The sequence below is a fragment of the Haemophilus parainfluenzae genome, assembly GCF_014931395.1.
Classification (GTDB): Bacteria; Pseudomonadota; Gammaproteobacteria; order Enterobacterales; family Pasteurellaceae; genus Haemophilus_D.
Genome location: NZ_CP063120.1, coordinates 2,093,162 through 2,117,787 on the forward strand (window position 1 = coordinate 2,093,162; position 24,626 = coordinate 2,117,787).

A 24,626-nucleotide genomic window follows, 5' to 3' on the forward strand; every position below is an offset into this window, starting at 1 on the left:
CTATCCCTTAAAGATATTTCTAATAAAATTAAAAAATCCTCTTTTGCAAAATGGGATGAGGGAAATTAATTTTAAATAAGTTGCAGTAGTTAAATCTCCCCCTCCCCCCTCTTTACAAAAGAGGGGGTATTTTAATGCCAATAAATGCTTTCCGTTCTTAATCCCTCTCAAAAACATTCCCAATAAAATCACTAAAAGAAACATCATAAAAAAGCCCCTCTTTTGTAAAGAGGGGTTGGGGAGATTTAAAAAATAAACAAAAAGGCGAACCTTTCGATTCGCCTTTTCAAATTTTTTCTAATCAAAGATTAGAAGAATACACGCATACCTACACCGATAGCTTTGTCTTTAACTTTAGAGTTATTTACATAACCATTAGCATCGTAGTCTTTAGACACGGTATATTTACCTTCAATGAAAGTTACAACTTGTTTATGAAGTTTATAATCAACACCTAACAAGAAACCATGTAATTTAGTTTTTTCATCACCTGTTTTTGCATGTTCATATTTGTAGTTACCATAAATGCTAGCAGCTTCAGATACAGGAGCAATAAAGCCTGGAGCTACAAAGAATTTATTTGTTCTCTCGCCTGATTCTTTAATACGAGCATAGCCACCATCAACATAACCAGTAACACCATTGAAATCATAACCTAAGCTGAGCAAGAAGCCATCTTGATGATGTTTTTGGCTACCTGTCACTTTATAGTTAGTACGTCCATAACCAAATTTAGCGATGAAACCATCTTCATATACAGCACCTACTTGATAACCGTTTTCTACTGTACCTGGAAGAACTTCATTATCAAGTGCTTTTCCTTTAGCATTTTTGGTAATACCACGATTATCAGCAAAGATGTAGTTTGCTCCTAATTGTAGATGCTCAACACCTTTATAGTTATATGCTACTACAGAATTACCATCTGTTGGGATATAGTCACCTTTCTCTACAATACCATAAGTATAATCTTTAGATGTACTTAAATTATCAGCAATTGTTAACTGACGACCAAATGTTAATTCGCCTAACTCTTTTTTACCGAAACCAACATAAGCACGTTTAGTATTTACGTTACCAAAGCCATCATCACGAACTGTACCACCTTGTTTACCATCAAAGCGAACTTCTAAATTACCTAAGGCGTAGAAACCATCAGCTAAATCATGTGTAACTTTAACAGCAACACGAGAACCATCATTTCTTAAACCAGAATGGGTATGTTTATTGTGTGCTGCGTCACCACCTTTATTAGTTTTCTCTAATACAAGACGAAGAGAACCTTTTAATTCAACTTTTGTACCTTCATTGTCATAAACAACTGCTGCGTTTGCTGCTGAAGCGGCAAATGCAGTAACGATTAATGCTGCTAGTGTCTTTTTCATAATTGTTATTCCTTTTGGTTGTTACCTATGATTTTTGATTGAAGCAATTTTTCATAAAAAGTTCAATCTCCGAAATAGACGTCGCAAATATTACAAAATAAACCTAGCCTGTCAATGGGGCTATATCCATCAAATTCATAAAATCAGATCAAGATCACATTTTTTGAGTAAAAAAGATTGTTTTTTGAACTAAACAATCAAATGTTTAACATTATTCTCACAAAGATAAGATAAAACGCTGTACAGAATTTCGGCATATTGCAAAGAAAAAAGCGGCCAGATTTTAAATCTGACCGCTTTCTTTATTTAAAAACTACAACGCTTCAATCGCTTTATACTGCTCTTGGATTTTTTCTAATCCAGATTGGTATTCCGCTTGTTTTTCGCGTTCTTTCGCAATCACCGCTTCAGGCGCTTTAGCCACGAAAGCTTCGTTGCTGAGTTTGTTTTCGATACGTTTAACTTCGTTTTGATATTTTTCAATCTCTTTGGTTAAACGGGCAAGCTCGGCTTCTTTATTGATAAAGCCAGCCATTGGCACGAGTAATTCCGCATTGCCGACGAGTTTCGCTACCGCAAGTGGAGCTGTTTCGTTTGCGGCTAACACTTGAACGTTGTCTAACTTCGCCATAGCTTTTAAAAGAGCGGTCTGTTTTTCGAGAATTTTTGCGTTTTCTGCGCTTAAATTACGGAATAACAGATCTAAGCCTTTACTTGGTGCAATGTTGCTTTCTGCACGGATATTACGTACCGCAACGATCACTTCTTTTAACCACTCAATTTCAGCTTCTGCTTCTGGATCAAAGCCGTTCTCTTCCACTTGTGGGAAAGGTTGTAACATAATGCTGTCAGCTGTAATGCCCACAAATCCTTTCACTTTTTGCCAAATTTCTTCGGTAATAAATGGAATAAGCGGGTGTGCTAAACGTAATAATTTTTCTAACACGTGAACCAAGGTTTGGCTTGCCGCACGGATTTGTGCGGCGTTGCCGTTGGCAAATACTGGTTTAGTTAATTCTAAATACCAGTCGCAGAATTGGTTCCAGGTAAATTCATAAATCGCATTGGCACACAGGTCAAAACGATATTGGCTTAATGAATTACGGAAAGTTTCGACTGTGCGATTGAATTCCGATTGAATCCAACGATCCGCTAATGAGAATTCGATCTCGCCTTCGCTTAAATCTAATTTGTCATTCGTTAATACGAAACGGCTTGCATTCCACAATTTGTTACAGAAATTGCGATAGCCTTCTAAACGTTTCATATCCCAGTTGATATCACGGCCGTTTGAAGCCAACGCAGCTAACGTGAATCGTAATGCATCTGTACCGTGAGCAGCAATACCTTCCGCAAATTCTTTGCGAGTCGCTTTAGCAATTTTCTCTGCTAATTGCGGCTGCATCATATTGCCAGTACGTTTTTCAAGTAAGTCGTCAAGGCTGATACCGTCAATCATATCGATTGGATCAAGTACGTTACCTTTTGATTTCGACATTTTTTGACCTTGCTCATCACGGATTAAGCCCGTTACATACACCGTTTTGAATGGTACTTGTGGTTTGCCGTTTTCGTCTTTCACAAAGTGCATCGTAAACATAATCATACGCGCAACCCAGAAGAAGATGATGTCAAAGCCCGTGATTAACACATCCGTTGGGTGGAACATTTTGAGCTCTTTAGTTTGCTCTGGCCAACCTAAGGTAGAGAACGTCCATAAGCCTGATGAGAACCACGTGTCTAACACATCTTCATCTTGTTTAAGTTCAACCGCAGAATCTAAGTTATATTTTGACCGCACTTCTTCTTCGTTACGCGCGACATAAACGTTGCCCTCTGCGTCATACCACGCTGGAATACGGTGTCCCCACCAAAGTTGGCGAGAAATACACCAATCTTGAATATCACGCATCCAAGAGAAGTAAAGGTTTTCATATTGTTTTGGCACGAATTGGATTTCGCCGTCTTCCACCGCTTTAATCGCTACATCAGCAAGCGGTTTCACGCTCACATACCATTGGTCGGTTAACATCGGCTCAATCGGCACGCCGCCACGGTCGCCATAAGGCACTTTGAGATCGTGTGGTTTGATTTCGTCTAATAAACCAAGCGCTTCAAAATCTGCCACGATTTTCTTACGTGCAGCGAAACGCTCTAAACCACGGTAATCCGCAGGAATAGTTGCTTCATAGCCTGCAAGTGGTTTACCATCAGTTCCGATAATTTCCGCTTCATCACGAATATCTGCATTTAAGGTTAATACGTTAACCATCGGCAAGCTGTGACGTTTACCCACTTCGTAGTCGTTGAAGTCATGCGCAGGAGTAATTTTTACCACACCAGTACCGAATTCACGATCGACATATTCATCAGCAATGATTGGAATTTCACGGTTTGCCAATGGCAGAACCACTGTTTTACCGATTAAAGATTGATAACGCTCATCTTCTGGATGTACCGCCACCGCCGTATCGCCTAACATGGTTTCCGGACGTGTGGTTGCCACCACCAAATAATCTTTACCATCTGCCGTTTTCGCACCGTTGGCTAACGGATAACGGAAATGCCAAAGGGAACCTTTGCTCTCTTTGTTTTCTACTTCTAAATCAGAAATTGCGGTGTGAAGTTTTGGATCCCAGTTTACCAAGCGTTTGCCACGATAAATCAACCCTTCTTCGTGCAAGCGCACAAACACTTCTTTTACCGCATTCGATAAGCCATCGTCCATCGTGAAACGTTCACGCTCCCAGTCGATAGAGTTTCCTAAACGACGCATTTGTTGGCTGATTGTGCCACCTGAATAGGCTTTCCAATCCCAAATTTTGTTGATGAATGCTTCACGACCATAATCGTGGCGAGTTTTGCCTTCTTCTGCGGCAATTTTACGTTCCACCACCATTTGGGTTGCAATACCCGCGTGGTCTGTCCCCGCTTGCCATAATGTATTATGCCCTTCCATACGGTTAAAACGGATTAAGGTATCCATTAAGGTTTGTTGGAAAGCATGCCCCATGTGTAGGGAACCGGTTACGTTCGGCGGCGGAATCGCTATGCAATAGCTCGGCGCATTTTCATTTTCAGACGGTTTAAAATAACCACCCTCTTCCCAATGTTGATAAAGGGCTTGCTCTACCGCAGACGGATTAAAACGGTCTGCCATTTCGAATTTTTGTGTCATTTATTTTTCTCTTGCTTAGTAGGGTGAGTATAAACACACCGTTATATTAAATACTTGGCACGTAATATACGCACCCAACAAATAATTAATTTTCTTTTTTATCTTTTATCCAAGGATGTTTATTATTTGGGTCACCATATTGCCCACACGATTTTCTTGCTTCATCATCTGATAGATAGTAACGAGAAATATTGATCGGTAACAATGCTGTATCAGCCACAACAGATAAAGGCCAATCGATAAAATATAATGGTCTGGTCATATGCTTAAAGCCAACACCATCATAAAAATTACCAGCTACCATATTGTAGTCGTATCGAGTTCCAATATAAGGACAAGGATCTTTCAATGTCGTTAAGGTGCCACATCCATAGAGAAACATACTTAATAATATAAAAACGATTTTTTTCATTTTCGAGCCTTATGTTCTTCATCAGATTCCGTATAGTAACGAATAATATCGTGATATTTATCTTCTTTAATTTGGCTTAAATCAAAAGGCTTGTCATCATTCTCTTGTTTCACTTTATTTTTAAAACGTGAATTCAGCATTACACCCAAAATAACAAAAACAATAAACGCAACAACGGTATAACCTATTCCCACACCAAGACAACCTAGACCGCCAGGCCCCATGCCAGCATCCATACAAGCAAAACTCATTAAAAAAGGAAAAGAAATAAATGCTAATATGGCGGACAATACAATAATCATAAGAAACACTCTCGGATATTTTGGTTACTTAATTAGGCCAAACTCAATCACCCAAAACTCACTTTCATTGGGATAAATTGTTTTAATCACTTCTCGCAATTCAACCAAACTCATATTTTCCTGAGCTGCATGCTGTTCCGTTAGTTCATCAAGAGTAATCGGTGATACACCTAACACTTCAATCGTGCAGAAATATTGATTATCCTCAAATCGACCAACACGCAAAATATCACCTGCTTTAAAATGGCTTTCGGATTTATCTCGAATGGTGATGGTTTTACGCCCTGCGAGAATATCGGCTTCAAAGCGTTGATAAAAGGTAATATCGTTCATAAAGTGCGGTCACAAAAAATCTATTTTTTATTTTGAGGGCGATTTGATCATGCCCTCATATTGGTAAGAATGAGATTATGCCTCAATCCCTCTTAATTCATCTTTAATACGTTGAATTTCTAAGAATAAACGGCGTTCTTCTTGACGGCAGAAACTATCACCGCTTACGTTTTTCGCATCGGCAGAACAACGAACTTGTTTATATTGTTTTTCTAACACATTCAATACCGCTTCTTTCTGTTTATATTTAGCACTTTCTTTCGATGTTTTTTCAGCAGGAATTACGCGAGGTTTCTGAGCCGTTGCCGCTTGTTGTGCTACAACCGTTTCCTTTTTCTCAGATACTTTTTCTGCCGCATCATCCGCTTTCGCCTCTTTTTTAACTTCGGCTTTCACTGCGTCAGGTTTTACATCTGCTTTTTTAGCGTCTTTGTTAGCATCTGCTTTAACTTCTGTGCTTTCTGTTTTCTCAGCGACTTTTTCGGCTGATTTAGTTTCAGCCACTAATTCTTTTGATTTTTCAACCGCACTTTCTGCTTTTTCTGTTGGTGCAGGTATTCTTACTGCTTTCTCAACTTGGGTTGATGTGTTTTCTTTATTGTCACAAGCAGATAATAAGGTGCTTGCGCCAAGAATCAGGCTTAAAGCCACTTTAGCGTTTAAATTCATGTTAATTTCCTAGGTTTTAAAGTTAAAAAATATTAAGTATTTTCAGTAGAAAGCGTCCAACCTTGCGAGCGAAGGACCTTATAACGTTCACGCGCTTGAGCTTTTTGCGTTTCTTCTACCGGTACAAAATCAATTAATTGTGTGAAGCTGTGGCTAAAATCCGGCACTTCCATTTGTAAATTGATCAGCAAGTCTCGGCGTTGGGCATTGCGTTTGCCTTTCCAACTAATCTCAATTGGCGGTGCATATTGTGTTGCTTCGCCTGAAAGATTATGAGGAACAAACTCATTTGGATCCCGTTGCCATAATGCTTCATCAATTAAAAATGCTTGCTCTTCTGTTTCGCACGCGATTAAAACTCGCTTGCCTAAACGCCACGCTTGAGCGGCAAGATCACAGGCAAGTTGCTCAACTGTTATCTTCTTTTCTGGATTTAAGAGATAAAATTGTGCGTTTTTTGCCATGATTGCGACTTCTCCATTTATCGTTTTGTAAACTGGCGGATTTTATCAAAAAAGCAGCAAAAAATAAATCATCAACAAGGCGATTAACGTAAATAGAAAAAACACGGAAATTTTTTACCGCACTTTTATGATCTACATCACAAAACTAACTTTTAACCTTTATGTTACATTCCATTCATAACTCGTAGGTGTTAGAATTTTCAAGATTTATTTTTATTTTCGATGATAGGAGTATCACATGGCATTTCGTATTGAAAAAGACACTATGGGCGAAGTTCAAGTTCCTGCAGATAAATACTGGGCAGCACAAACCGAACGTTCTCGCAACAACTTCAAAATTGGTCCGGCTGCCTCTATGCCGCACGAAATTATTGAAGCTTTCGGTTATTTGAAAAAAGCCGCTGCTTTCGCAAACTGTGATTTAGGTGTATTACCTGCTGAGAAACGTGATTTAATCGCAACCGCCTGTGATGAAATCCTGGCAGGAAAATTAGACGACCAATTCCCATTAGTCATTTGGCAAACCGGTTCAGGTACACAATCAAACATGAACGTGAACGAAGTGGTGGCAAACCGTGCTCACGTTTTACATGGTGGTAAATTAGGTGAAAAATCATTCATCCATCCAAATGATGATGTGAACAAATCCCAATCTTCAAATGATACTTTCCCAACTGCAATGCACATTGCGGCATACAAAAAAGTGGTTGAACACACTATTCCTTGTGTAGAACGTTTACAAAAAACTTTCGCTAAAAAATCAGCAGAATTTAAAGATGTAGTAAAAATTGGTCGTACTCACTTAATGGATGCCACCCCATTAACATTAGGCCAAGAGTTCTCTGCTTATGCCGCACAATTAGATTTTGGTTTACGTGCACTAAGAAATACCCTTCCACACTTAAGTCAATTAGCACTTGGTGGTACTGCTGTGGGTACTGGTTTGAACACACCAAAAGGCTATGATGTGAAAGTAGCAGATTACATTGCAAAATTCACTGGCTTACCATTTGTGACTGCAGAAAACAAATTTGAAGCGTTAGCCGCACACGATGCGATTGTGGAAACTCACGGTGCAATTAAACAATTAGCGATGAGCTTATTCAAAATTGCAAACGACATTCGTTTATTAGCGTCTGGTCCTCGTTCTGGTATCGGTGAAATTTTAATTCCTGAAAATGAACCAGGCTCTTCAATCATGCCGGGTAAAGTAAACCCAACTCAATGTGAAGCATTAACCATGGTATGTGCACAAGTATTCGGTAACGATACCACTATCTCTTTCGTTGGCTCACAAGGTCACTTCCAATTAAACGTATTTAATCCTGTCATGGTGGCGAATTTCTTACAATCTGCACAATTATTGGGTGATGCTTGCGTATCATTTGATGAACACTGTGCAATCGGTATTCAACCAAACTACCCACGCATTAAACAACAATTGGAAAATTCATTGATGTTAGTAACCGCACTTAATACCCATATCGGTTACGAAAATGCAGCGAAAATTGCGAAAACTGCACACAAAAACGGTACAACCCTACGTGAAGAAGCGATTAACTTAGGCTTAGTTTCAGCCGAAGATTTCGACAAATGGGTTCGTCCAGAAGATATGGTGGGTAGCTTAAAATAAACTCACCCAATAATTTGGTGTCAAAGGCAGGTATATCCTGCCTTTTTATTTGTTTTTTTAAAGGGCTTTTTTGTTATAATCACGGCAATATTTTTGACATGAAAAAAAACTATGAAACTGAAATTTATTATTGTTGCCATTTCAGCCTTATTTTCTACCGCACTTTTTGCCCAATGGCAACCGGTCGGCAATGCTGAATATACATGGGGGCCATTCCATGTTTATACTGTCGGCTTATATTCTGAAACGGGTTCCTATGAAAAAAATGAACGTCCGTTAATGTTTTCGATTAAATATGAAAAACCAGTAGAAGGAAAAAACTTCGCCATTGCTTTAACCAAAGAAATGGAATCACAAAATTTAAGTAAAGATGACACCACCGCATGGCTCAAAAAAATGCAGGAAATCTTCCCTGATTTTTCACCAAACGACATCTTAAATTTTGTTGCCTTAGCGGATAGAGGCTATTTTGTGTTAAATGACACCGTGTTAGATCACGAATTCGATCAAAAATTTACACAAGCGTTTATTGATGTGTGGCTTTCAGATAAAAGTAGTTTTATCAAATTACAACCGCAATTATTAGGTAAAGAAAAACCGGCTCACGATAGCAAAGAATTTCAACATCAACCGGCGAGCGAGCCTTTTGATGAAGAAAATACGATGCCGGAACTACCACCAAATTACGATTTTAAACAAGACACAAAAGGATAAAAACAAGGGCGAACATAATATGGTTCGCCCTTTTCTTTTATTGTTTCACTTGCTGTTCTAAAAACAAGATCATCTGCAATGCAATATCAATGCCACTGGTTTTCTCAATCATTTCTAATCCTGGACTGGCATTTACTTCAAGCACCAACAAACCTTCTTTTGAACAAATCAAATCAACACCTGCTACCGCAAGCCCTAAAGCTTTAGTCGCACGAATGGCGATAGCTTTTTCGTCTTCATTGAGCTTAACTTTTTCTGCTGTGCCACCACGGTGAAAATTCGCACGAAACTCGCCGTCTTGTCCAATACGCTGCATTGTGGCGACGACTTTATCACCGATCACAAAACAGCGAATATCTGTCCCTTTTGCTTCTTCTACAAAATCTTGTAACAAAACAGGGACATTCGCATCTTTTAATGTTTCTAAAATACTGACCGCACTTTGTGTACGTTCGGCCAAGATCACGCCAATACCCTGTGATCCTTTTAAGGTTTTAATAATCATTGGGGCGGTTGTTTGCTTAATCGCTTGTTTCGGCGCAACTTCACAACCCGATAAGACTGAAGTTGGAACCGCAATGCCTTGCTCCAATAACATCTGCAAACTGCGCCATTTATCGCGAGCAGCTAAAAATGCCTGTTCTTTATTAAGGCAATAGACACTCTTCCCTTGGAAATGACGTAATACCGAACAGCCCATTTGGGTGCTTGTCGTCCCAAAGCGTGGTAACACCGCATCATAATCAGGCAATAAATAAGGCTCACTTTCTGCATTTTGTTGATAATACAAAGAAAAGTGCGGTTGATTTTTGTCGAGTTTTAAAATGCAACGATTCGGATCCAAAATATCCATTTGATGCCCGCAACTTTCTGCTGCTTCTTTTAAACGCTGGCAGCTATAAAGGCGAGGCTCACGGCAAAGCATCAATAATTTCATTCAGTTATATCCTTAGGAAAAGAGGAGTTGATATATTACACCAATCACAATAATCCTGAAAAATGATTTCTGCTTTTGTGGAAATAGAGTAAAATCATTAGGAATTTTGTTTAAATAAAAGGAAAATTTTATGTTCGTAGTTATTTTTGGTCGTCCAGGCTGCCCTTATTGTGTACGTGCAAAAAACCTTGCTGAAAAATTAAAAGGTGAAGTAGCGGATTTTGATTATCGCTATGTAGATATTATCGCTGAAGGCATTTCTAAAGCAGATTTATCAAAATCTGTCGGTAAAGAAGTGGAGACTGTGCCACAAATCTTTATCGATGAAAAACCAATCGGTGGTTGCACTGATTTCGAAGCATTAATGAAAGAACAATTTAACGTTGTTGCTTAATTATTGCTAAAAATATAAAAGTGCGGTTAATTTCAACCGCACTTTTTTATTATTTAATTTGCAACAAAATCGACCAATCCCATTCCGTTTCACTTAAACGATATTGTTCTTTTAACGCAGGTCCACAAGAATTGGAGCCAACCCCACTCATTTTGTAATCCACACACAAGATCGTACTGCCACTTTTTTCCAAATCATATTGGTGCTTTTTACTGCCCAATTCTTCTTGAGAATAAGGAGAAACATTCATGCTAAAAGGCGTATGACTTTGCACGGTAAAGCAATCAGCCGAATTCGCCACCTTCACTTCACGACAACCATAATGACTGCCATTTTCTTGTGGTTTTAAATAAGGCACATGATTACTTTCTCGCGTTGTCTTATAACGACCGAAAGCCGTGGCGTGATGTTTATCTAGATAACTTTCCGTTGGGCCATAGCCCACATACTCCACTTGATTAAATCCTTGATTAAGGAAGAAACGCAAGCCAAAACGTGGTAAGAATGGCAAGTGCGGTTGTTTTTCAGCATGAATATTAATCTGAAGCAACCCATTTTGTTCAATACGATACTCTACATTCAATGTCAAAATTCGCGCTTTTGATACGGCAACCAATCCTAATTTAAAGGTAATTTCAACCGCACTTTCCTGCTTGGTTAAGCGATAATCATAGGCTCGACTCGTCGCACGATCGTAACCTGCAGCAAGCCAATGTGCTTTAATTAAACTATCATTATCTAAAGGCGCTCGCCAAATATTAAAGTCTGTTGGTTGATTCAGCCAAGACTCGACCGCTTTGCGAATTTGATGAATAGTGCCTTTATATTGATCAAACTGATATTCAATATCTGCCACTTTAACTGAAATTAAATTAGTATGTTTTGAAACAGAAATCGGTTGGAGATTTGATTTAGGCTCATTAGCGAATAAATGTGGTTGCTCCGACAAAATAATCTGATCAAATCCTAAACAATGCCCTTGAGGAATTAAACCAGCTTCTATTTTTTGATAATAGGTCAATGTCAATGTTTGTAATGAACCGTTACTTGCCGGCAATGTTAAAGGCAAAAGTGAAGTTGATTTTGGTGCAATGTTTAAACCATCTATTTGGCCTTCTTGTATAACAGCAAAATCTTCGGTGATTTGATAATGAATCGAAATGGCCTCTGCCGCATCCGTAAAATCCAAATAATTTTTGAGTTCAACATGACCATTTTTTAAGGTAGCACGAAGTGGACGATACACATTTTTGTATTCCAACAAATTGCTTTGAATTTGACGGTCAGCCGTCACTAATCCATCGGCACAAAAATTACCGTCATTCGGTTTGTCATTAAAATCCCCGCCATAGCCCATCTTGCTTGAGTTTGGCAAATAAGGCGAATGATTGCACCACTCCCACACAAAGCCACCACAAGCGCCTGCATGTCGTTCCATGACTTTAAAATAATCTTCCGTATCTCCGCAAGAATTCCCCATCGCATGCAAATATTCACAGAAAAGATACGGCTTTTGATTTTTGGCATCGGCAAAATAAGCATCCAATTCTTCCGTACTGGTGTACATTTCGCTATGAAAATCTAAATTGGATGTGTCATTTTGATGCGCTGAATGTTGAAAGATCGCATTTTCATAATGCACTAAGCGACTTGGATCGCGCTGTTTCACCCAAGCGGCAGCTTGCTCAAAGTTCTCACCGTAACCACTTTCATTTCCCAATGACCAAATCACAACAGAAGGACGATTTTTATCTCGCTCAACATTGGCATAAGTGCGGTCTAAAATGGCTTGATTAAATTCGGAGCTTCGAGCCATATAACAATAATTGTCGATTGTTTTTTGACGAATTGCGTCATGATCAATCTCTGTTTTTACCCCTAATAAAATGCTTGTTTCTGGCGACTCTACATAGACTGCATTCGTGCCGTGTGATTCAATATCACTTTCCGCAATCACATAAAAACCATATTCATCACACAATTCAGTAAACCAAGGTGCATTAGGATAATGCGCTGTGCGAATGGCATTAAAATTATGCTGTTTCATTAAGCGTAAATCTTGCAACGCTTGTTCGCGACTAATGACATAACCAGTGTTAGGATCGCTATCGTGACGATTAACGCCTTTAAACTTTATCACTTGTCCGTTAAATAACATTACACCATTCTTTACTTCGATATGACGCAAACCAACCTTTTGGCAAATTACTTCTGATCCATATTGCAAAATCAACGTGTATAAACGAGGGTTCTCCGCATGCCATAATTGTGCATTTTCAATTTCAGCATGAAATGCATGCCCTTTTTGTTCAATTATCAATTCGCCTTGAGGATCAAATAATTGCCAAGAAATGGATTGTTCGCATTCTACAAACTGACAGGCCACATGTAATTGAGCCTTGGTAAGGTCTTTATTCAATTGCATTTGAATAAAGAAATCTTGTAAGTAATTTCTTTCTCGCGCTAACAGATAAACATCTCGGAAAATACCGGACATTCGGAATTTGTCTTGGTCTTCCAAATAACTACCATCACACCATTTCAATACTAAAACATGTAAGTGATTTTCCCCTTGTTGTAAAAAATCAGTGATATCAAATTCGCTAGTGCAATGACTAATTTGGCTGTAGCCCACAAACTGTTGATTCACATACACAAATAAGCAGCTATCTACCCCTTCAAAATTTAAGAGATATCGTTTTTCTGGATTGATTTCAACATTAAAAACGCGGTGATACAAACCGCAAGGATTTTCAATGGGCACATAAGGCGGATCAAAAGGGAAAGGATAATTTACATTAGTATATTGATGATTATCGTAACCATGATTTTGCCAATTGGAAGGAACAGGGATTTTATCTGTAAATGAAAAATGAAGAAAATCTTGAGGCAAGTGAGTATAGCTTTCAAAATAAGCAAAATCCCATTCACTATTTAGTAAGGTAAAGTAATGGGAAAATTCTCGTGTCTTTTTGACCGCACTTTCTGTTGAAGAAAAAGGAATAAAATAAGCATGATGTGGTGTGGTATTCACGTGCAAGGTTTGCGGATCTTCAAAATAACGAGGCAACGGCATAAAAACTCCTAATGCAATTTAGACACATAAAAAAGGGCGCCAGAATGACGCCCACTATACCTAAAATCTTCGACTAATCTACCAATAAGTTCACAAATCGTGATACTTATCACATTAATTTTTATGGCAATTTTGCTAAGAAGGCATAACCGCCTTTTTCACTCATTATCTCAACATTAGAATTCGCTGTAATGAATGCTGACTCACCTTGTTTCAAGGTAAGTGCAGTTGATTTTTCTTGTATTTTCAGCTCACCTTGCATCACCAACAAAATACCCGCACTTTGAAGATTTACTTTAGTATGCTTTTCGGATTCGACACGAATTTGAGCTAAAGCAAAATCGTTTACTGGCGTTTTATAAGTAAATTCTGACTGATTTTGAGGCGCGGCTGAGATAATTTTAGGTGTTACTTCGCGACAATCCACAATTTTTAATAATTCGACAATATCGACATATTTTGGTGTTAATCCACCACGAATCACATTATCAGAACAGGCCATTAACTCCACGTTTTGTCCGCGAAGGTAAGCATGAGGAATGCCTGCATCTTGGAAAATTCCCTCTCCTTCTTTTAAATGCACGATATTAAAGAGATAAAAACACACCAAGCCTGCATCTAATTTTTCAGGCGAAATCGCCATGGCTTCCATCGTATAAAGCACCCAATAATCAGGGTTATCTAGCGCTAACTCGCTATTTTTATAAGGCTGTTGGTTGGCTTCAATAATGGGCAATAGCCAATTTGCGAGCGTTGATTGATCCGCTAACATCACATCCGCATAAAATTCAGCAAGGCTTTGTGTGCTTAGTTTTTCAGCCAAAGGTTGCAAAGAGGGGCGCGCATTTAATGTGGCAAGAATTTGAGATTTTGTTTTAAAACCATGTAAAAGCCAGAAATCAGATAAAGCAATCATCATTTCTGGTTTGTGATTTCTATCTTTATAAGTCCGAGTGCTGTCTGTTAATGCCACGCCTTTTGCATTTTCAGCCTCAAAGCCCTTTTCAGCTTGAGACTTAGTCGGATGCAATTGAATCGATAACGGCTTTTCAACATCTAAAATCTTTAACAAATAAGGGAGTTCATCGCCAAATTGCTGACGACTTGCTTGCCCAAGTGCGGTCGGATTTTGCAATAAAAATTCAATAAGGGATTGCTTACCTGTTACATCCTCAATTTCAGAAGGTGCTGATGGATGAGCACCTAACCACCACTCTGCACAAGGTTGATCTTTCGCTGAATGTAATCCAATCAATGATGCAATATAGTTTTTTCCGCCCCATGCATAATGCTGTACTTGGCCAGTTAATCGATAAATCATCTTTACCTTCTTTAAAAAAGAATAAGGATAAAAAAATCCGCTTATTTAAAGCGGATCTTTTAGTCTATAAATCTTATTTTGTTAAACTTAAAACAACCGATTCTCCAGCAATCACTTCACCCGATTTTTTCTCGATAGATGAAATTTCATCCATGTTAGAGATAACCACTGGTGTTAAAACTGATTTTGCTTTTGATTCTAATGTTGCTAAATCAAATTCGATTACTGTGTCGCCGCGTTTTACGCTTTGACCTTCGTGTGCGATGCGAGTGAATCCTTCACCTTTCAATTCAACGGTATCAATACCGAAGTGAACGAATAATTCAACACCCTCTTTTGATTCCATTGAAAACGCATGGTTGGTTTCAAAAATTTTACCAATTACACCATCAACAGGCGCAACAATTTTGTTACCTGTTGGGCGAATCGCGATACCATCACCTACGATTTTTTCAGAGAAAACAACATCTGGTACATCTTCGATGTTCACAATCTCACCAGAAAGTGGCGCATAAATTTCGACTTCCACTGTTTTGTTTTCTTTTGAACCAAATAATTTGTCAAATAAGCCCATTTTAATCTCCTATCTATTAAAGATGGCTAGTATTTTAACGTAAAACTCTGTTTTTGTATCTAGTTTAACGATTTTTCTGCTAAAAAAGCTTGAATTAATTGCTCAATTTCAGCAGCGGTTGGTTTTTGTAATGCTTCATCAGCTAAGGCTTTCACCTCTTGATAATTCACATGACGAATTAATTTTTTAATACGTGGCACAGAAATTGCACTCATACTAAATTCATCTAAGCCCATACCGAGTAACAATAAGGTTGCTCGTTCATCACCGGCTAACTCACCACACATACCAGTCCACTTGCCTTCTGCATGAGAGGCATCAATCACTTGTTTAATCAAGCCTAGCACTGAAGGTGACATTGGATTGTATAAGTGAGAAATTAATTCGTTACCACGGTCAACAGCTAAGGTATATTGGGTTAAATCGTTTGTACCAATACTGAAGAAATCCACTTCTTTCGCTAAGAATTTTGCATTGACTGCTGCAGATGGGGTTTCAACCATGACACCCACTTGGATGTTTTCATCAAAAGCTTTACCTTCTGCACGTAATTCTGCTTTTAAGGTTTCAAGCACAGATTTTAATTCGCGAATTTCTTCTACCGAAATAATCATCGGGAACATCACGGCAAGTTTACCAAACGCAGAAGCACGTAATACGGCTCTTAATTGTGCGTGTAAAATCTCACGACGATCAAGGGCAATACGTACCGCACGCCATCCTAAGAATGGATTCATTTCTTTTGGTAAATTTAAATATGGAAGCTCTTTGTCTCCACCGATATCCATGGTACGTAATACCACTAGGCGACCTTCCATTGCTTCAACCACTTCTTTATAAGCAATGAACTGCTCTTCTTCGCTTGGCAATTGATCACGATCCATAAAGAGGAATTCAGTACGGTATAAACCCACCCCTTCTGCACCATTACGGTGTGCGCCTTCGCAATCACGAATCGTACCAATATTTGCAACCACTTCCACTTTATGACCGTCAAGGGTAACTGCAGGCAAATCTTTTAATTTCGCTAATTCTGCTTTTTCTTCAGCAAGTTTTGCTTCTAGTGTTTTTAATTCATCAATTTCAGCTTGAGTCGGATTCACGTAAACACGGTTGTTCACGGCATCTAAAATAAGATAATCACCTGTATTCACTCGAGCTGTGACATCATTCGTCCCTACAATGGCCGGCAATTCAAGTGAACGAGCCATAATTGAAGTGTGAGATGTTCTACCACCAATATCAGTGATAAAACCTAATACTTTTTCTAAGTTTAATTGAGCAGTTTCTGATGGAGTTAAATCGTAAGCCACAAGGATGGATTCTTCAGTAATATCACCAAGATCCACAATATGCATGCCTAAAATATTTTTGATTAAACGATTACCGATATCGCGAATATCACCCGCACGTTCTTTTAAGTATTCATCATCAATTTCAGACAACATTTCAACTTGTTGATCGATGATTTTACTTGCTGCCACACTCGCATTCACTTTGTTTGAACGAAGATAATCAATAATTTCCTCTTCTAACTCTTCATCTTCAAGGATCATTAAATGGCCTTCAAAGATGGCCGCTTTTTCTTCACCTAAGGATTTTAATGCACGTTGATGAATAGAATTAAGTTGCTCAACAGCAGCTTCACGGCCCGCATAAAAACGGGCTACTTCTGCCTCAACTTGATCTTCTGAAATTTTTTGCGTATCAAGAACAATTTTTTCTTCTTTTAATACTAAAGCTTTACCAAAAACGATACCTGGCGATGCTGGGATACCTGTAATCATAATTTTACATTCCGAAATAATTTATTAAAGGCTAAATAAACAATAGCCACAGAATAGGAATCCTGTGGCTATCGTCAATTATTCTAAAGTAGGAATTAATGCTACTAAATGTTCAACGGCTTGTTGTTCGTCTTCACCTTCAGCCGAGATGGTGATTACAGTTCCTTGCGTCAAACCTAAGGTTTGTAGCTTAAATAAGCTTTTCGCACTTGCACTTTTTCCACCAGAAGTGACTGTTACATCAGAAGCAAACGCTTTAGCTTCTTTAACAAATTGCGCCGCTGGACGGGTGTGTAAACCATTAGGGGCTGTAATTTCTACATCTTTTGAGAACATAATGTTACCTCTATTTAATAATAGTAAAATTTAAGCAATTTAATCTATAAATCGTTGGTAGTATCGCTATTAAATGTCCAATAATCAAGGCAAAACACAAAAAAAATTGAGCTACATCACAAAATTTAAACCTTTGCATACCTAATTTGAGTAAAAGATATACTACGCAGAAAAATGACGTTGTGATTTTGTCTCACTCAAGCTTTCAATGAGGCGATGATAATTCTCATAGCGTATCGGTGAAATCCGACCTGCTTCAACAGCCTCACGTAATGCACAACCTGGATCATTCAAATGTTTACAATCACGGAACTTACACGTCCCTAAGACATATTGAAATTCACGATAGCCTTTGGTGATCTGCTCTGGCTCCAAATGCCATAAACCAAACTCACGAATACCTGGTGAATCAATCAAATTACCGCCTTGTGGCAAATGATATAAACGAGAAGAAGTTGTGGTATGTTGTCCCAAGCCTGAGGTTTCACTGATGCCACCGACTTGCGCATTGACGGTTGGTAAAATATGGTTAATTAAACTGGATTTACCTACCCCTGATTGCCCCACAAAAATGGACGTTCCATCACTTAAAAGTGCGGTCAATTTTTCCATATTTTTTCCGGTTTCAGCAGAAATGATGATGGTCTGATAACCAATATCACGGTAGATCTGTAACTGGCTTTCCACTTCCTGCTCTTGCTCGGCATCCAGTAAATCGCCTTTATTCACCACAATGACAGGTTCGATCCCCGCATTTTCACACACCACTAAATAACGATCGATAATATTGAGTGACAGTACCGGCACTACCGCAGAAACAATAATAATACGATCGATATTCGCCGCGATGGGTTTCAACCCATCATAATAATCTGGACGAGCAATTTCATTTTGTCTTGGGTGAATAGCTTCAATCACGCCACTCACACCTTGGAGTTGCTCATTGCCTTGTCGCCAAATCACTTTGTCTCCAACCACGAGACTAGAAAGTGTACGACGTAAATTACAACGGAAAATTTCGCCTTGTGCGTTTTCTACATCGGCATGAACCGAATAACGCGTGACCACTACCCCATCTTGGCTTTCGCCTAGCATATCATCTTGCCATTCCGCTTCTTTCTTCTTGTGGCGATGCAAGGCTTTCGCGTTATTTGATTGAATTCGACGAGTTTGATTTTGCGTGAGTTTACGTTTGCTCATAAAGTGCGGTCGTTTTTTCCGATGTTTTTCGTTAAAATAAACGGGATTACAAAATGTTCATAGGATACCTTATATTATGCAATTAGATAAACAAAATCTGATTTGGATCGATTTAGAAATGACCGGATTAGATCCTGAAAAAGAACGCATTATTGAAATCGCAACCATCGTGACAGATAAAGATCTCAATATTTTAGCTGAAGGACCTGTGATTGCGGTGCATCAAAGTGATGAATTATTAAACAAAATGTCGGAATGGTGCGTAAAAACACACACAGCAAATGGCTTAGTTGACCGTGTCAAAGCGAGCAAACTCACCGAACGTGCGGCTGAATTACAAACATTAGATTTTTTAAAACGATGGGTACCAAAAGGTGCTTCACCGATTTGTGGCAATAGCATCGCACAAGATAAACGCTTTCTTTATAAATATATGCCTGATTTAGCGGATTATTTCCATTATCGCCATGTGGATGTCAGCACATTAAAAGAATTAGCCGCTCGCTGGAAACCCGAAATTTTAGACGGGTTCAAAAAAGGCAATACTCATTTAGCCCTTGATGATATTCGAGAGTCAATAAAAGAGTTAGCTTACTACCGTGATCACTTTATTAATCTGGGTTGATGAAAACTTAGGCAAACTCAATCATTTGCAAAATCTGCACTTGCGTTGAATAAATTTTTTCGTATAATGTTGCCTCATTCACCAATGTGAAATGCGGGAATAGCTCAGTTGGTAGAGCACGACCTTGCCAAGGTCGGGGTCGCGAGTTCGAGCCTCGTTTCCCGCTCCAAATTTTCACATGAATGCCCTGCGGGAATAGCTCAGTTGGTAGAGCACGACCTTGCCAAGGTCGGGGTCGCGAGTTCGAGCCTCGTTTCCCGCTCCAAATTCTCAATCCGTTGCTGAAAAGTAGCGGATTTTTTTATTGTATTTTCCCTACATATTCCCTTCAAAATACGATAAAATCCCCCAGAAACTTTAACCTAAAAAATCACTCTAAGAATGACCGAATTAACCCAATACATTCCTGATGAAGGCACAATGCTCCGTTTTGGTAAAAAACTCGCAGAAGTGCTTGTAAAACAACCGCAAGATAACGCCATTGTGCTTTATTTTAATGGTGATCTTGGTGCAGGGAAAACCACCCTGACTCGTGGAATGGTGCAAGGTTTAGGCTACCAAGGCAATGTCAAAAGTCCTACTTACACGTTAGTAGAAGAATATAGCATTGCAGGGAAAATGATTTATCACTTTGATTTATATCGTCTTGCCGATCCTGAAGAATTGGAATTTATGGGCATTCGTGATTATTTCAGCCAAAATTGTATCTGCTTAATCGAATGGGCAGAAAAAGGTGAGGGCATCTTGCCTGAAGCTGATTTATTGGTAAATATTGATTATTACGACGATGCTCGCAACATTACGCTAATTGCTCAAAACTCAGTGGGCGAGCATATTTTGACACAACTATAAAATTGATTTACATGAAAGCAAAATTTTCGTTTCTTTTTGGAATATTTTCTCTAATTTCTACTACCGTATTTGCCGCGCCACAATGGACAATTGCCATTGATCCTGGTCATGGCGGTAAAGATCCCGGTGCTATCGGAAAAAATTTAGGCATTTATGAAAAAAATGTCACCCTTTCTATCGCGCGAGAATTAAAAGCCTTATTAGATAAAGATCCTAATTTCAAAGGTGTTTTAACACGCAGTAGCGATTACTACATTTCCGTGCCAGAACGTTCTGAAATCGCACGTAAATATAAAGCAAATTTCCTTGTGTCTATCCATGCTGACTCCTCTCTCAATGCAGACCAACGTGGCGCATCTGTTTGGGTGCTATCCAATCGCCGTGCCAACGATGAAATGGGTCAATGGTTAGAAGATGATGAAAAACGCTCTGAGCTTTTAGGTGGTGCAGGAAAAGTACTTTCCAATAACAATGACAAATATTTAGATCAAACCGTACTCGATCTACAATTTGGTCATAGCCAACGTACAGGCTATGAACTTGGTAACAGCATTTTACGTCGTTTTGCTCGCGTGACCTCATTAAGCCGCAGTACCCCACAACATGCAAGCCTTGGCGTATTGCGTTCACCCGATATTCCTTCAGTTCTGGTGGAAACGGGATTCCTTTCCAATATGGAAGAAGAACAGAAACTGAATACCATTGCTTATCGTCGTCGTATTGCTTATATGATTTACGAAGGTTTGGTTGCTTATCGCAACGGTAATTTAAAAGCAATTGCCGTTCCACCTAGTGATGAGCAAGACAGCAAATCTACAAAATCAAACGATAAAAACAATGAAAAATCTGACCGCACTTCTGATGTGAAAGACAGCGGTATTCGACATAAAGTGAAACCAGGTGAAAGCATTGGTAGCCTAGCAAATAAATATGATGTCAAAGTCAGCGAAATCATTGAGTTAAACAAACTGAAACGCAAAGAACTTTGGTTAAATGAAACCATTAAGGTTCCAGATAATGGCAAAGGCAAAAAAGCGGAAGAACCAACTAAAAAAGAAGAGAAAAACATCGAAAAATCTGACCGCACTTCCGATGTCAAAGACAGCGGCGTACGTCATAAAGTGAAACCAGGTGAAAGCATTGGTAGCCTGGCGAACAAATACGATGTAAAAGTCAGCGAAATCATTGAATTAAATAAACTAAAACGTAAAGAACTTTGGTTAAATGAAACTATTAAAATTCCGGATAACGGCAAAGGCAAAAAGGTAGAAGAAAAACCTAAAGCAGATGATAAAGCCAAAGCCGATAACAAAGGAAAAAACAGCAAAATTGTTGAAGCTGAAAAAGCCGTTTCTAAAAAAGATAAAAAACAAGAAAAAACCGAGAATAAAAAAGAGCCTGAGAAAAAAGGTAACGATAAAAAAGACACTTCTTCAAAAGGAAATGAGAAGAAAGATGATGGCAAGAAAGAAACCCCGCTTTACCATACAGTGAAAGCCGATCAAACTCTCTATGCTATCTCTCGTGAATACAATGTACCGGTTAATCGTCTTTTAAAACTTAACCCTACATTGAAAAACGGCAAAGTCGTGACTGGGCAAAAAATCAAACTTAAAGAAAAATAAGGAATACTATGGCAATCAAAATTCTTTCTCCACAGCTGGCTAATCAGATTGCCGCCGGTGAAGTGGTCGAACGCCCTGCCTCAGTGGTGAAAGAATTGGTGGAAAACAGCCTTGATGCGGGCGCCAATAAAATTCATATTGATATTGAAAACGGCGGCGCCAGCCTGATTCGTATTCGAGATAATGGTAGTGGCATTCCTAAAGAAGAATTAAGCCTCGCATTGGCTCGACACGCAACCAGTAAAATTGCCGATCTTGATGATCTCGAAGCCATTTTAAGTTTAGGTTTCCGCGGTGAAGCCCTTGCCAGTATCAGCTCGGTTTCTCGCCTCACACTTACCTCTCGCACTGCAGAGCAAAATGAAGCGTGGCAAGTCTATGCACAAGGACGAGAGATGGAAACCACAATCAAGCCTGCGTCTCATCCAGTCGGTACGACAGTTGAAGTGGCGAATCTCTTTTTTAACACGCCTGCTCGTCGTAAATTCTTACGCACTGATAAAACAGAATTTGCTCATATTGATGAAGTCATTCGTCGCATTGCTTTAGCAAAATTTAATATCGCTTTTACGCTCACACATAACGGCAAAATTGTTCGACAATATCGCCCTGCAACAAATGAAGAACAACAACTAAAACGTGTTGCCGCTATTTGTGGCGATGATTTTGTTCAACATGCCTTACGTATTGATTGGAAACATGATGATTTACATCTTTCTGGTTGGGTTGCGACACCCGAGTTTACCCGTTCTCAGAATGATTTAAGCTATTGTTATATCAATGGGCGAATGGTGCGCGATAAAGTGATCACCCACGCCATTCGTCAAGCTTATGCGGAGCATTTGCATACTGAGCAATACCCTGCATTTGTGCTATTTATCGACCTCAATCCACATGATGTCGATGTCAACGTGCACCCAACAAAACACGAAGTACGTTTCCATCAAGCACGTTTAATTCATGATTTTATCTGCCAAGGCGTAACAAATGCGCTCAATGCCATTCCTCAAGCTGAATTGGATTTAGTGCCAGCGATGAATGAGGCAAGAGAGCCTTCGACTTCATATCAAACCCACTATGAACCGAAACCCAATCGTGCGGCGGCTGGGCAAAATATTTTTGCCTCGCATTATCATCAGCCTCGTGAAAAACAATCAGAAAATCGACCGCACTTTTCAAACCGTATTGAGTACGTTCCGTCGTATGGTTATCGTGAACAACCTACAAAGACCGAACAACGCTTATATGGTGAATTAGTACGTCCAACAGAAGCATCTCAAGTTTTAACAAAATCTGTCGTTGAACAATTCCCACAGACAAGTGATGCAGGCTATTTACGCGCATTGGCATTAATTGAAAATAAAGCATTGCTTTTACAACAAAATCAGCAGTTTTATTTGATGTCATTAGCTAAATTGCAAGCCTTAAATTATGAATTAACCTTACAACAAGGTGAAATTCCACAACAACCATTGCTCATTCCGATTATTTTCCGCTTAGATGAAAAACAATTTGAACAATGGCAAAAACAAAAAGCTTTTTTCCAACAAAGTGGTTTTGAATTTATTGAAAATGAAGCTCAGCTACGTCTTACATTAAATAAAGTGCCTGCAATTTTACGTACACAAAACTTACAAAAATGTGTGGTGAGCCTGCTTGCTGAACATGTAGAAAATATGCCTGATTTTCTGACCGCACTTTGTCAGACGCTAGAGATGAAACCGATTGAGGTGTTAGCGGATGCAGTCAGCTTATTAAGTGAAACGGAACGCTTACTGAATAAAGCTCATCAAGAAAAATTTAATACATTACTGAAACCAATTAACTGGCAGCCTTTTTTAACTGATTTGTAATATGACACAAAAAACTTACTCCAAACCAACCGCACTTTTTCTGATGGGGCCGACGGCCTCCGGAAAAACGGATCTTGCTATTCAATTACGTCAAAGCCTGCCAGTGGAAGTGATCAGTGTTGATTCTGCATTAATTTATAAAGGCATGGATATTGGCACGGCAAAGCCTTCTAAAGAAGAACTAGCCCTTGCCCCTCACCGCTTAATTGATATTTTAGATCCCGCTGAAAGTTATTCTGCGATGAATTTTCGTGACGATGCGCTCAGAGAAATGGCCGATATTACCGCGCAAGGTAAAATTCCGCTTTTGGTTGGCGGCACCATGTTGTATTACAAAGCATTGATTGAAGGACTTTCCCCCCTTCCATCTGCTGATGAAAAGTTACGATTAGAAATTGAAGAAAAAGCGCAAAAACTTGGCTGGCCTGCTCTTCATCAAGAATTACAAAAAATTGATCCTATTTCTGCAGAGCGTATCAATCCAAATGATTCTCAGCGAATTAATCGTGCATTAGAAGTATTCTATTTAACGGGCAAATCATTAACGGAATTAACTGAACAAAAAGGCGAAGAATTGCCTTATAAATTTTTACAATTTGCTATTGCTCCAGAAGATCGTGCGGTGTTACATCAACGTATCGAACAACGTTTCCATAAAATGATCGAATTAGGTTTCCAAGAAGAGGTTGAAAAACTCTATCAACGAGAAGATCTCCATCCTGATTTGCCTTCTATCCGCTGTGTGGGCTATCGACAAATGTGGGAATATTTACGTGGTGACTATGATCATGAAGAAATGGTCTTCCGTGGCATTTGTGCGACTCGCCAATTAGCAAAACGACAAATCACCTGGCTGCGCGGCTGGAAAACACCATTAAATTGGCTAGATAGTCTGCAACCGCAACAAGCCAAAGAAATCGTACTACGCAAGATTGACGAACATTTTAAGGGGTAAA

At 39.1% G+C, this 24,626-nt stretch carries 23 protein-coding genes and 2 tRNA genes; 10 read left to right on the top strand and 15 right to left on the bottom strand.

The genetic code is table 11. The annotated features are described in order from the left end of the window. The 8 genes from INP94_RS10350 to INP94_RS10385 form a co-directional block, all read right to left on the bottom strand. Positions 1 to 207, bottom strand: a complete 207-nt coding sequence (locus INP94_RS10350; protein WP_197543578.1) for a hypothetical protein — start codon at positions 205 to 207, stop codon at positions 1 to 3. A 101-nt stretch (positions 208 to 308) separates the two neighbouring features. After that, positions 309 to 1,385 (bottom strand): porin, encoded by a 1,077-nt coding sequence (locus INP94_RS10355; RefSeq protein ID WP_197543579.1) that lies wholly within the window; start codon positions 1,383 to 1,385, stop codon positions 309 to 311. A 313-nt stretch (positions 1,386 to 1,698) separates the two neighbouring features. Further along, positions 1,699 to 4,563, bottom strand: a complete 2,865-nt coding sequence (gene valS / locus INP94_RS10360; RefSeq protein ID WP_197543580.1) for a valine--tRNA ligase — start codon at positions 4,561 to 4,563, stop codon at positions 1,699 to 1,701. Between the two features lie 85 nt (positions 4,564 to 4,648). Further along, positions 4,649 to 4,975 carry a YceK/YidQ family lipoprotein gene (locus INP94_RS10365; protein ID WP_197543581.1) on the bottom strand — a complete coding sequence of 109 codons (327 nt, stop codon included), beginning with the start codon at positions 4,973 to 4,975 and terminating at the stop codon, positions 4,649 to 4,651. After that, positions 4,972 to 5,277 carry a hypothetical protein gene (locus INP94_RS10370; RefSeq protein WP_197543582.1) on the bottom strand — a complete coding sequence of 102 codons (306 nt, stop codon included), beginning with the start codon at positions 5,275 to 5,277 and terminating at the stop codon, positions 4,972 to 4,974. The genes INP94_RS10365 and INP94_RS10370 overlap by 4 nt, the downstream gene beginning before the upstream one ends. A gap of 24 nt (positions 5,278 to 5,301) precedes the next feature. Beyond that, positions 5,302 to 5,610: a N(4)-acetylcytidine aminohydrolase gene (gene yqfB / locus INP94_RS10375; protein WP_197543583.1), complete on the bottom strand. Its 309-nt coding sequence runs from the start codon at positions 5,608 to 5,610 to the stop codon at positions 5,302 to 5,304. Positions 5,611 to 5,685: 75 nt separating this feature from the next. Further along, positions 5,686 to 6,279 carry a hypothetical protein gene (locus INP94_RS10380; protein ID WP_197543584.1) on the bottom strand — a complete coding sequence of 198 codons (594 nt, stop codon included), beginning with the start codon at positions 6,277 to 6,279 and terminating at the stop codon, positions 5,686 to 5,688. 32 nt (positions 6,280 to 6,311) lie between these two features. Then, on the bottom strand, positions 6,312 to 6,743 hold the full coding sequence (locus tag INP94_RS10385) for a DNA polymerase III subunit chi (RefSeq protein ID WP_005695644.1): 432 nt from the start codon (positions 6,741 to 6,743) through the stop codon (positions 6,312 to 6,314). A 238-nt stretch (positions 6,744 to 6,981) separates the two neighbouring features. Between INP94_RS10385 and fumC the strand changes: the two genes are divergently transcribed. Further along, on the top strand, positions 6,982 to 8,376 hold the full coding sequence (fumC, locus tag INP94_RS10390; protein WP_197543585.1) for a class II fumarate hydratase: 1,395 nt from the start codon (positions 6,982 to 6,984) through the stop codon (positions 8,374 to 8,376). A gap of 111 nt (positions 8,377 to 8,487) precedes the next feature. Continuing rightward, positions 8,488 to 9,090 carry a chalcone isomerase family protein gene (locus INP94_RS10395; RefSeq protein WP_197543586.1) on the top strand — a complete coding sequence of 201 codons (603 nt, stop codon included), beginning with the start codon at positions 8,488 to 8,490 and terminating at the stop codon, positions 9,088 to 9,090. A 37-nt stretch (positions 9,091 to 9,127) separates the two neighbouring features. Here the strand turns inward: INP94_RS10395 and INP94_RS10400 are convergent, their stop codons facing one another. Continuing rightward, positions 9,128 to 10,027 (bottom strand): RimK family alpha-L-glutamate ligase, encoded by a 900-nt coding sequence (locus INP94_RS10400; RefSeq protein WP_197543587.1) that lies wholly within the window; start codon positions 10,025 to 10,027, stop codon positions 9,128 to 9,130. Positions 10,028 to 10,157: 130 nt separating this feature from the next. On the opposite strand from INP94_RS10400, the gene INP94_RS10405 reads away from it, so the two are divergent. Beyond that, entirely contained in the window at positions 10,158 to 10,421 is a 264-nt protein-coding gene (locus INP94_RS10405) for a GrxA family glutaredoxin (RefSeq protein WP_005695639.1), read from the top strand. A 49-nt stretch (positions 10,422 to 10,470) separates the two neighbouring features. Here INP94_RS10405 and INP94_RS10410 read toward each other — a convergent pair whose 3' ends face one another. The 6 genes from INP94_RS10410 to rsgA all read right to left on the bottom strand — a co-directional run bounded on the left by INP94_RS10410 (position 10,471) and on the right by rsgA (position 18,715). Next, on the bottom strand, positions 10,471 to 13,497 hold the full coding sequence (locus INP94_RS10410) for a glycoside hydrolase family 2 TIM barrel-domain containing protein (protein ID WP_197543588.1): 3,027 nt from the start codon (positions 13,495 to 13,497) through the stop codon (positions 10,471 to 10,473). A 121-nt stretch (positions 13,498 to 13,618) separates the two neighbouring features. Further along, entirely contained in the window at positions 13,619 to 14,818 is a 1,200-nt protein-coding gene (manA, locus tag INP94_RS10415; protein WP_197543589.1) for a mannose-6-phosphate isomerase, class I, read from the bottom strand. Positions 14,819 to 14,891: 73 nt separating this feature from the next. Next, entirely contained in the window at positions 14,892 to 15,392 is a 501-nt protein-coding gene (crr, locus tag INP94_RS10420) for a PTS glucose transporter subunit IIA (protein WP_049374055.1), read from the bottom strand. Positions 15,393 to 15,451: 59 nt separating this feature from the next. Further along, positions 15,452 to 17,179, bottom strand: coding sequence for a phosphoenolpyruvate-protein phosphotransferase PtsI (gene ptsI / locus INP94_RS10425; RefSeq protein ID WP_197543590.1), 1,728 nt, complete (start codon positions 17,177 to 17,179; stop codon positions 15,452 to 15,454). Positions 17,180 to 17,257: 78 nt separating this feature from the next. Further along, complete coding sequence (gene ptsH, locus INP94_RS10430; RefSeq protein ID WP_005695633.1) at positions 17,258 to 17,515, bottom strand: phosphocarrier protein Hpr; 258 nt, start codon at positions 17,513 to 17,515, stop codon at positions 17,258 to 17,260. A gap of 162 nt (positions 17,516 to 17,677) precedes the next feature. Next, the gene (gene rsgA / locus INP94_RS10435) at positions 17,678 to 18,715 is read right to left on the bottom strand and encodes a small ribosomal subunit biogenesis GTPase RsgA (RefSeq protein ID WP_197543591.1); all 1,038 of its coding nucleotides are present in this window, start codon (positions 18,713 to 18,715) and stop codon (positions 17,678 to 17,680) included. A 76-nt stretch (positions 18,716 to 18,791) separates the two neighbouring features. Between rsgA and orn the strand changes: the two genes are divergently transcribed. The 7 genes from orn to miaA all read left to right on the top strand — a co-directional run bounded on the left by orn (position 18,792) and on the right by miaA (position 24,625). Beyond that, on the top strand, positions 18,792 to 19,340 hold the full coding sequence (gene orn, locus INP94_RS10440) for an oligoribonuclease (RefSeq protein WP_197543592.1): 549 nt from the start codon (positions 18,792 to 18,794) through the stop codon (positions 19,338 to 19,340). Between the two features lie 93 nt (positions 19,341 to 19,433). Next, positions 19,434 to 19,509 (top strand) — tRNA-Gly (locus tag INP94_RS10445). A gap of 20 nt (positions 19,510 to 19,529) precedes the next feature. Continuing rightward, a tRNA-Gly gene (locus INP94_RS10450) sits at positions 19,530 to 19,605 on the top strand. A 116-nt stretch (positions 19,606 to 19,721) separates the two neighbouring features. Then, positions 19,722 to 20,192, top strand: coding sequence for a tRNA (adenosine(37)-N6)-threonylcarbamoyltransferase complex ATPase subunit type 1 TsaE (tsaE, locus tag INP94_RS10455; RefSeq protein ID WP_197543593.1), 471 nt, complete (start codon positions 19,722 to 19,724; stop codon positions 20,190 to 20,192). Between the two features lie 11 nt (positions 20,193 to 20,203). After that, positions 20,204 to 21,817 carry an N-acetylmuramoyl-L-alanine amidase gene (locus INP94_RS10460; protein WP_197543594.1) on the top strand — a complete coding sequence of 538 codons (1,614 nt, stop codon included), beginning with the start codon at positions 20,204 to 20,206 and terminating at the stop codon, positions 21,815 to 21,817. A gap of 8 nt (positions 21,818 to 21,825) precedes the next feature. Next, positions 21,826 to 23,670, top strand: a complete 1,845-nt coding sequence (gene mutL, locus INP94_RS10465; RefSeq protein WP_197543595.1) for a DNA mismatch repair endonuclease MutL — start codon at positions 21,826 to 21,828, stop codon at positions 23,668 to 23,670. 1 nt (position 23,671) lies between these two features. Further along, positions 23,672 to 24,625, top strand: coding sequence for a tRNA (adenosine(37)-N6)-dimethylallyltransferase MiaA (gene miaA / locus INP94_RS10470; protein WP_197543596.1), 954 nt, complete (start codon positions 23,672 to 23,674; stop codon positions 24,623 to 24,625). The last annotated feature ends 1 nt before the right edge of the window (position 24,626 follow it).

Coding starts and splice junctions, on each gene's coding strand:
- INP94_RS10350 (WP_197543578.1), bottom strand. CDS start 207: ATGATGTTTCTTTTAGTGATTTTATTGGGAATGTTTTTGAGAGGGATT.
- INP94_RS10355 (WP_197543579.1), bottom strand. CDS start 1,385: ATGAAAAAGACACTAGCAGCATTAATCGTTACTGCATTTGCCGCTTCA.
- valS (WP_197543580.1), bottom strand. CDS start 4,563: ATGACACAAAAATTCGAAATGGCAGACCGTTTTAATCCGTCTGCGGTA.
- INP94_RS10365 (WP_197543581.1), bottom strand. CDS start 4,975: ATGAAAAAAATCGTTTTTATATTATTAAGTATGTTTCTCTATGGATGT.
- INP94_RS10370 (WP_197543582.1), bottom strand. CDS start 5,277: ATGATTATTGTATTGTCCGCCATATTAGCATTTATTTCTTTTCCTTTT.
- yqfB (WP_197543583.1), bottom strand. CDS start 5,610: ATGAACGATATTACCTTTTATCAACGCTTTGAAGCCGATATTCTCGCA.
- INP94_RS10380 (WP_197543584.1), bottom strand. CDS start 6,279: ATGAATTTAAACGCTAAAGTGGCTTTAAGCCTGATTCTTGGCGCAAGC.
- INP94_RS10385 (WP_005695644.1), bottom strand. CDS start 6,743: ATGGCAAAAAACGCACAATTTTATCTCTTAAATCCAGAAAAGAAGATA.
- fumC (WP_197543585.1), top strand. CDS start 6,982: ATGGCATTTCGTATTGAAAAAGACACTATGGGCGAAGTTCAAGTTCCT.
- INP94_RS10395 (WP_197543586.1), top strand. CDS start 8,488: ATGAAACTGAAATTTATTATTGTTGCCATTTCAGCCTTATTTTCTACC.
- INP94_RS10400 (WP_197543587.1), bottom strand. CDS start 10,027: ATGAAATTATTGATGCTTTGCCGTGAGCCTCGCCTTTATAGCTGCCAG.
- INP94_RS10405 (WP_005695639.1), top strand. CDS start 10,158: ATGTTCGTAGTTATTTTTGGTCGTCCAGGCTGCCCTTATTGTGTACGT.
- INP94_RS10410 (WP_197543588.1), bottom strand. CDS start 13,497: ATGCCGTTGCCTCGTTATTTTGAAGATCCGCAAACCTTGCACGTGAAT.
- manA (WP_197543589.1), bottom strand. CDS start 14,818: ATGATTTATCGATTAACTGGCCAAGTACAGCATTATGCATGGGGCGGA.
- crr (WP_049374055.1), bottom strand. CDS start 15,392: ATGGGCTTATTTGACAAATTATTTGGTTCAAAAGAAAACAAAACAGTG.
- ptsI (WP_197543590.1), bottom strand. CDS start 17,179: ATGATTACAGGTATCCCAGCATCGCCAGGTATCGTTTTTGGTAAAGCT.
- ptsH (WP_005695633.1), bottom strand. CDS start 17,515: ATGTTCTCAAAAGATGTAGAAATTACAGCCCCTAATGGTTTACACACC.
- rsgA (WP_197543591.1), bottom strand. CDS start 18,715: ATGAGCAAACGTAAACTCACGCAAAATCAAACTCGTCGAATTCAATCA.
- orn (WP_197543592.1), top strand. CDS start 18,792: ATGCAATTAGATAAACAAAATCTGATTTGGATCGATTTAGAAATGACC.
- tsaE (WP_197543593.1), top strand. CDS start 19,722: ATGACCGAATTAACCCAATACATTCCTGATGAAGGCACAATGCTCCGT.
- INP94_RS10460 (WP_197543594.1), top strand. CDS start 20,204: ATGAAAGCAAAATTTTCGTTTCTTTTTGGAATATTTTCTCTAATTTCT.
- mutL (WP_197543595.1), top strand. CDS start 21,826: ATGGCAATCAAAATTCTTTCTCCACAGCTGGCTAATCAGATTGCCGCC.
- miaA (WP_197543596.1), top strand. CDS start 23,672: ATGACACAAAAAACTTACTCCAAACCAACCGCACTTTTTCTGATGGGG.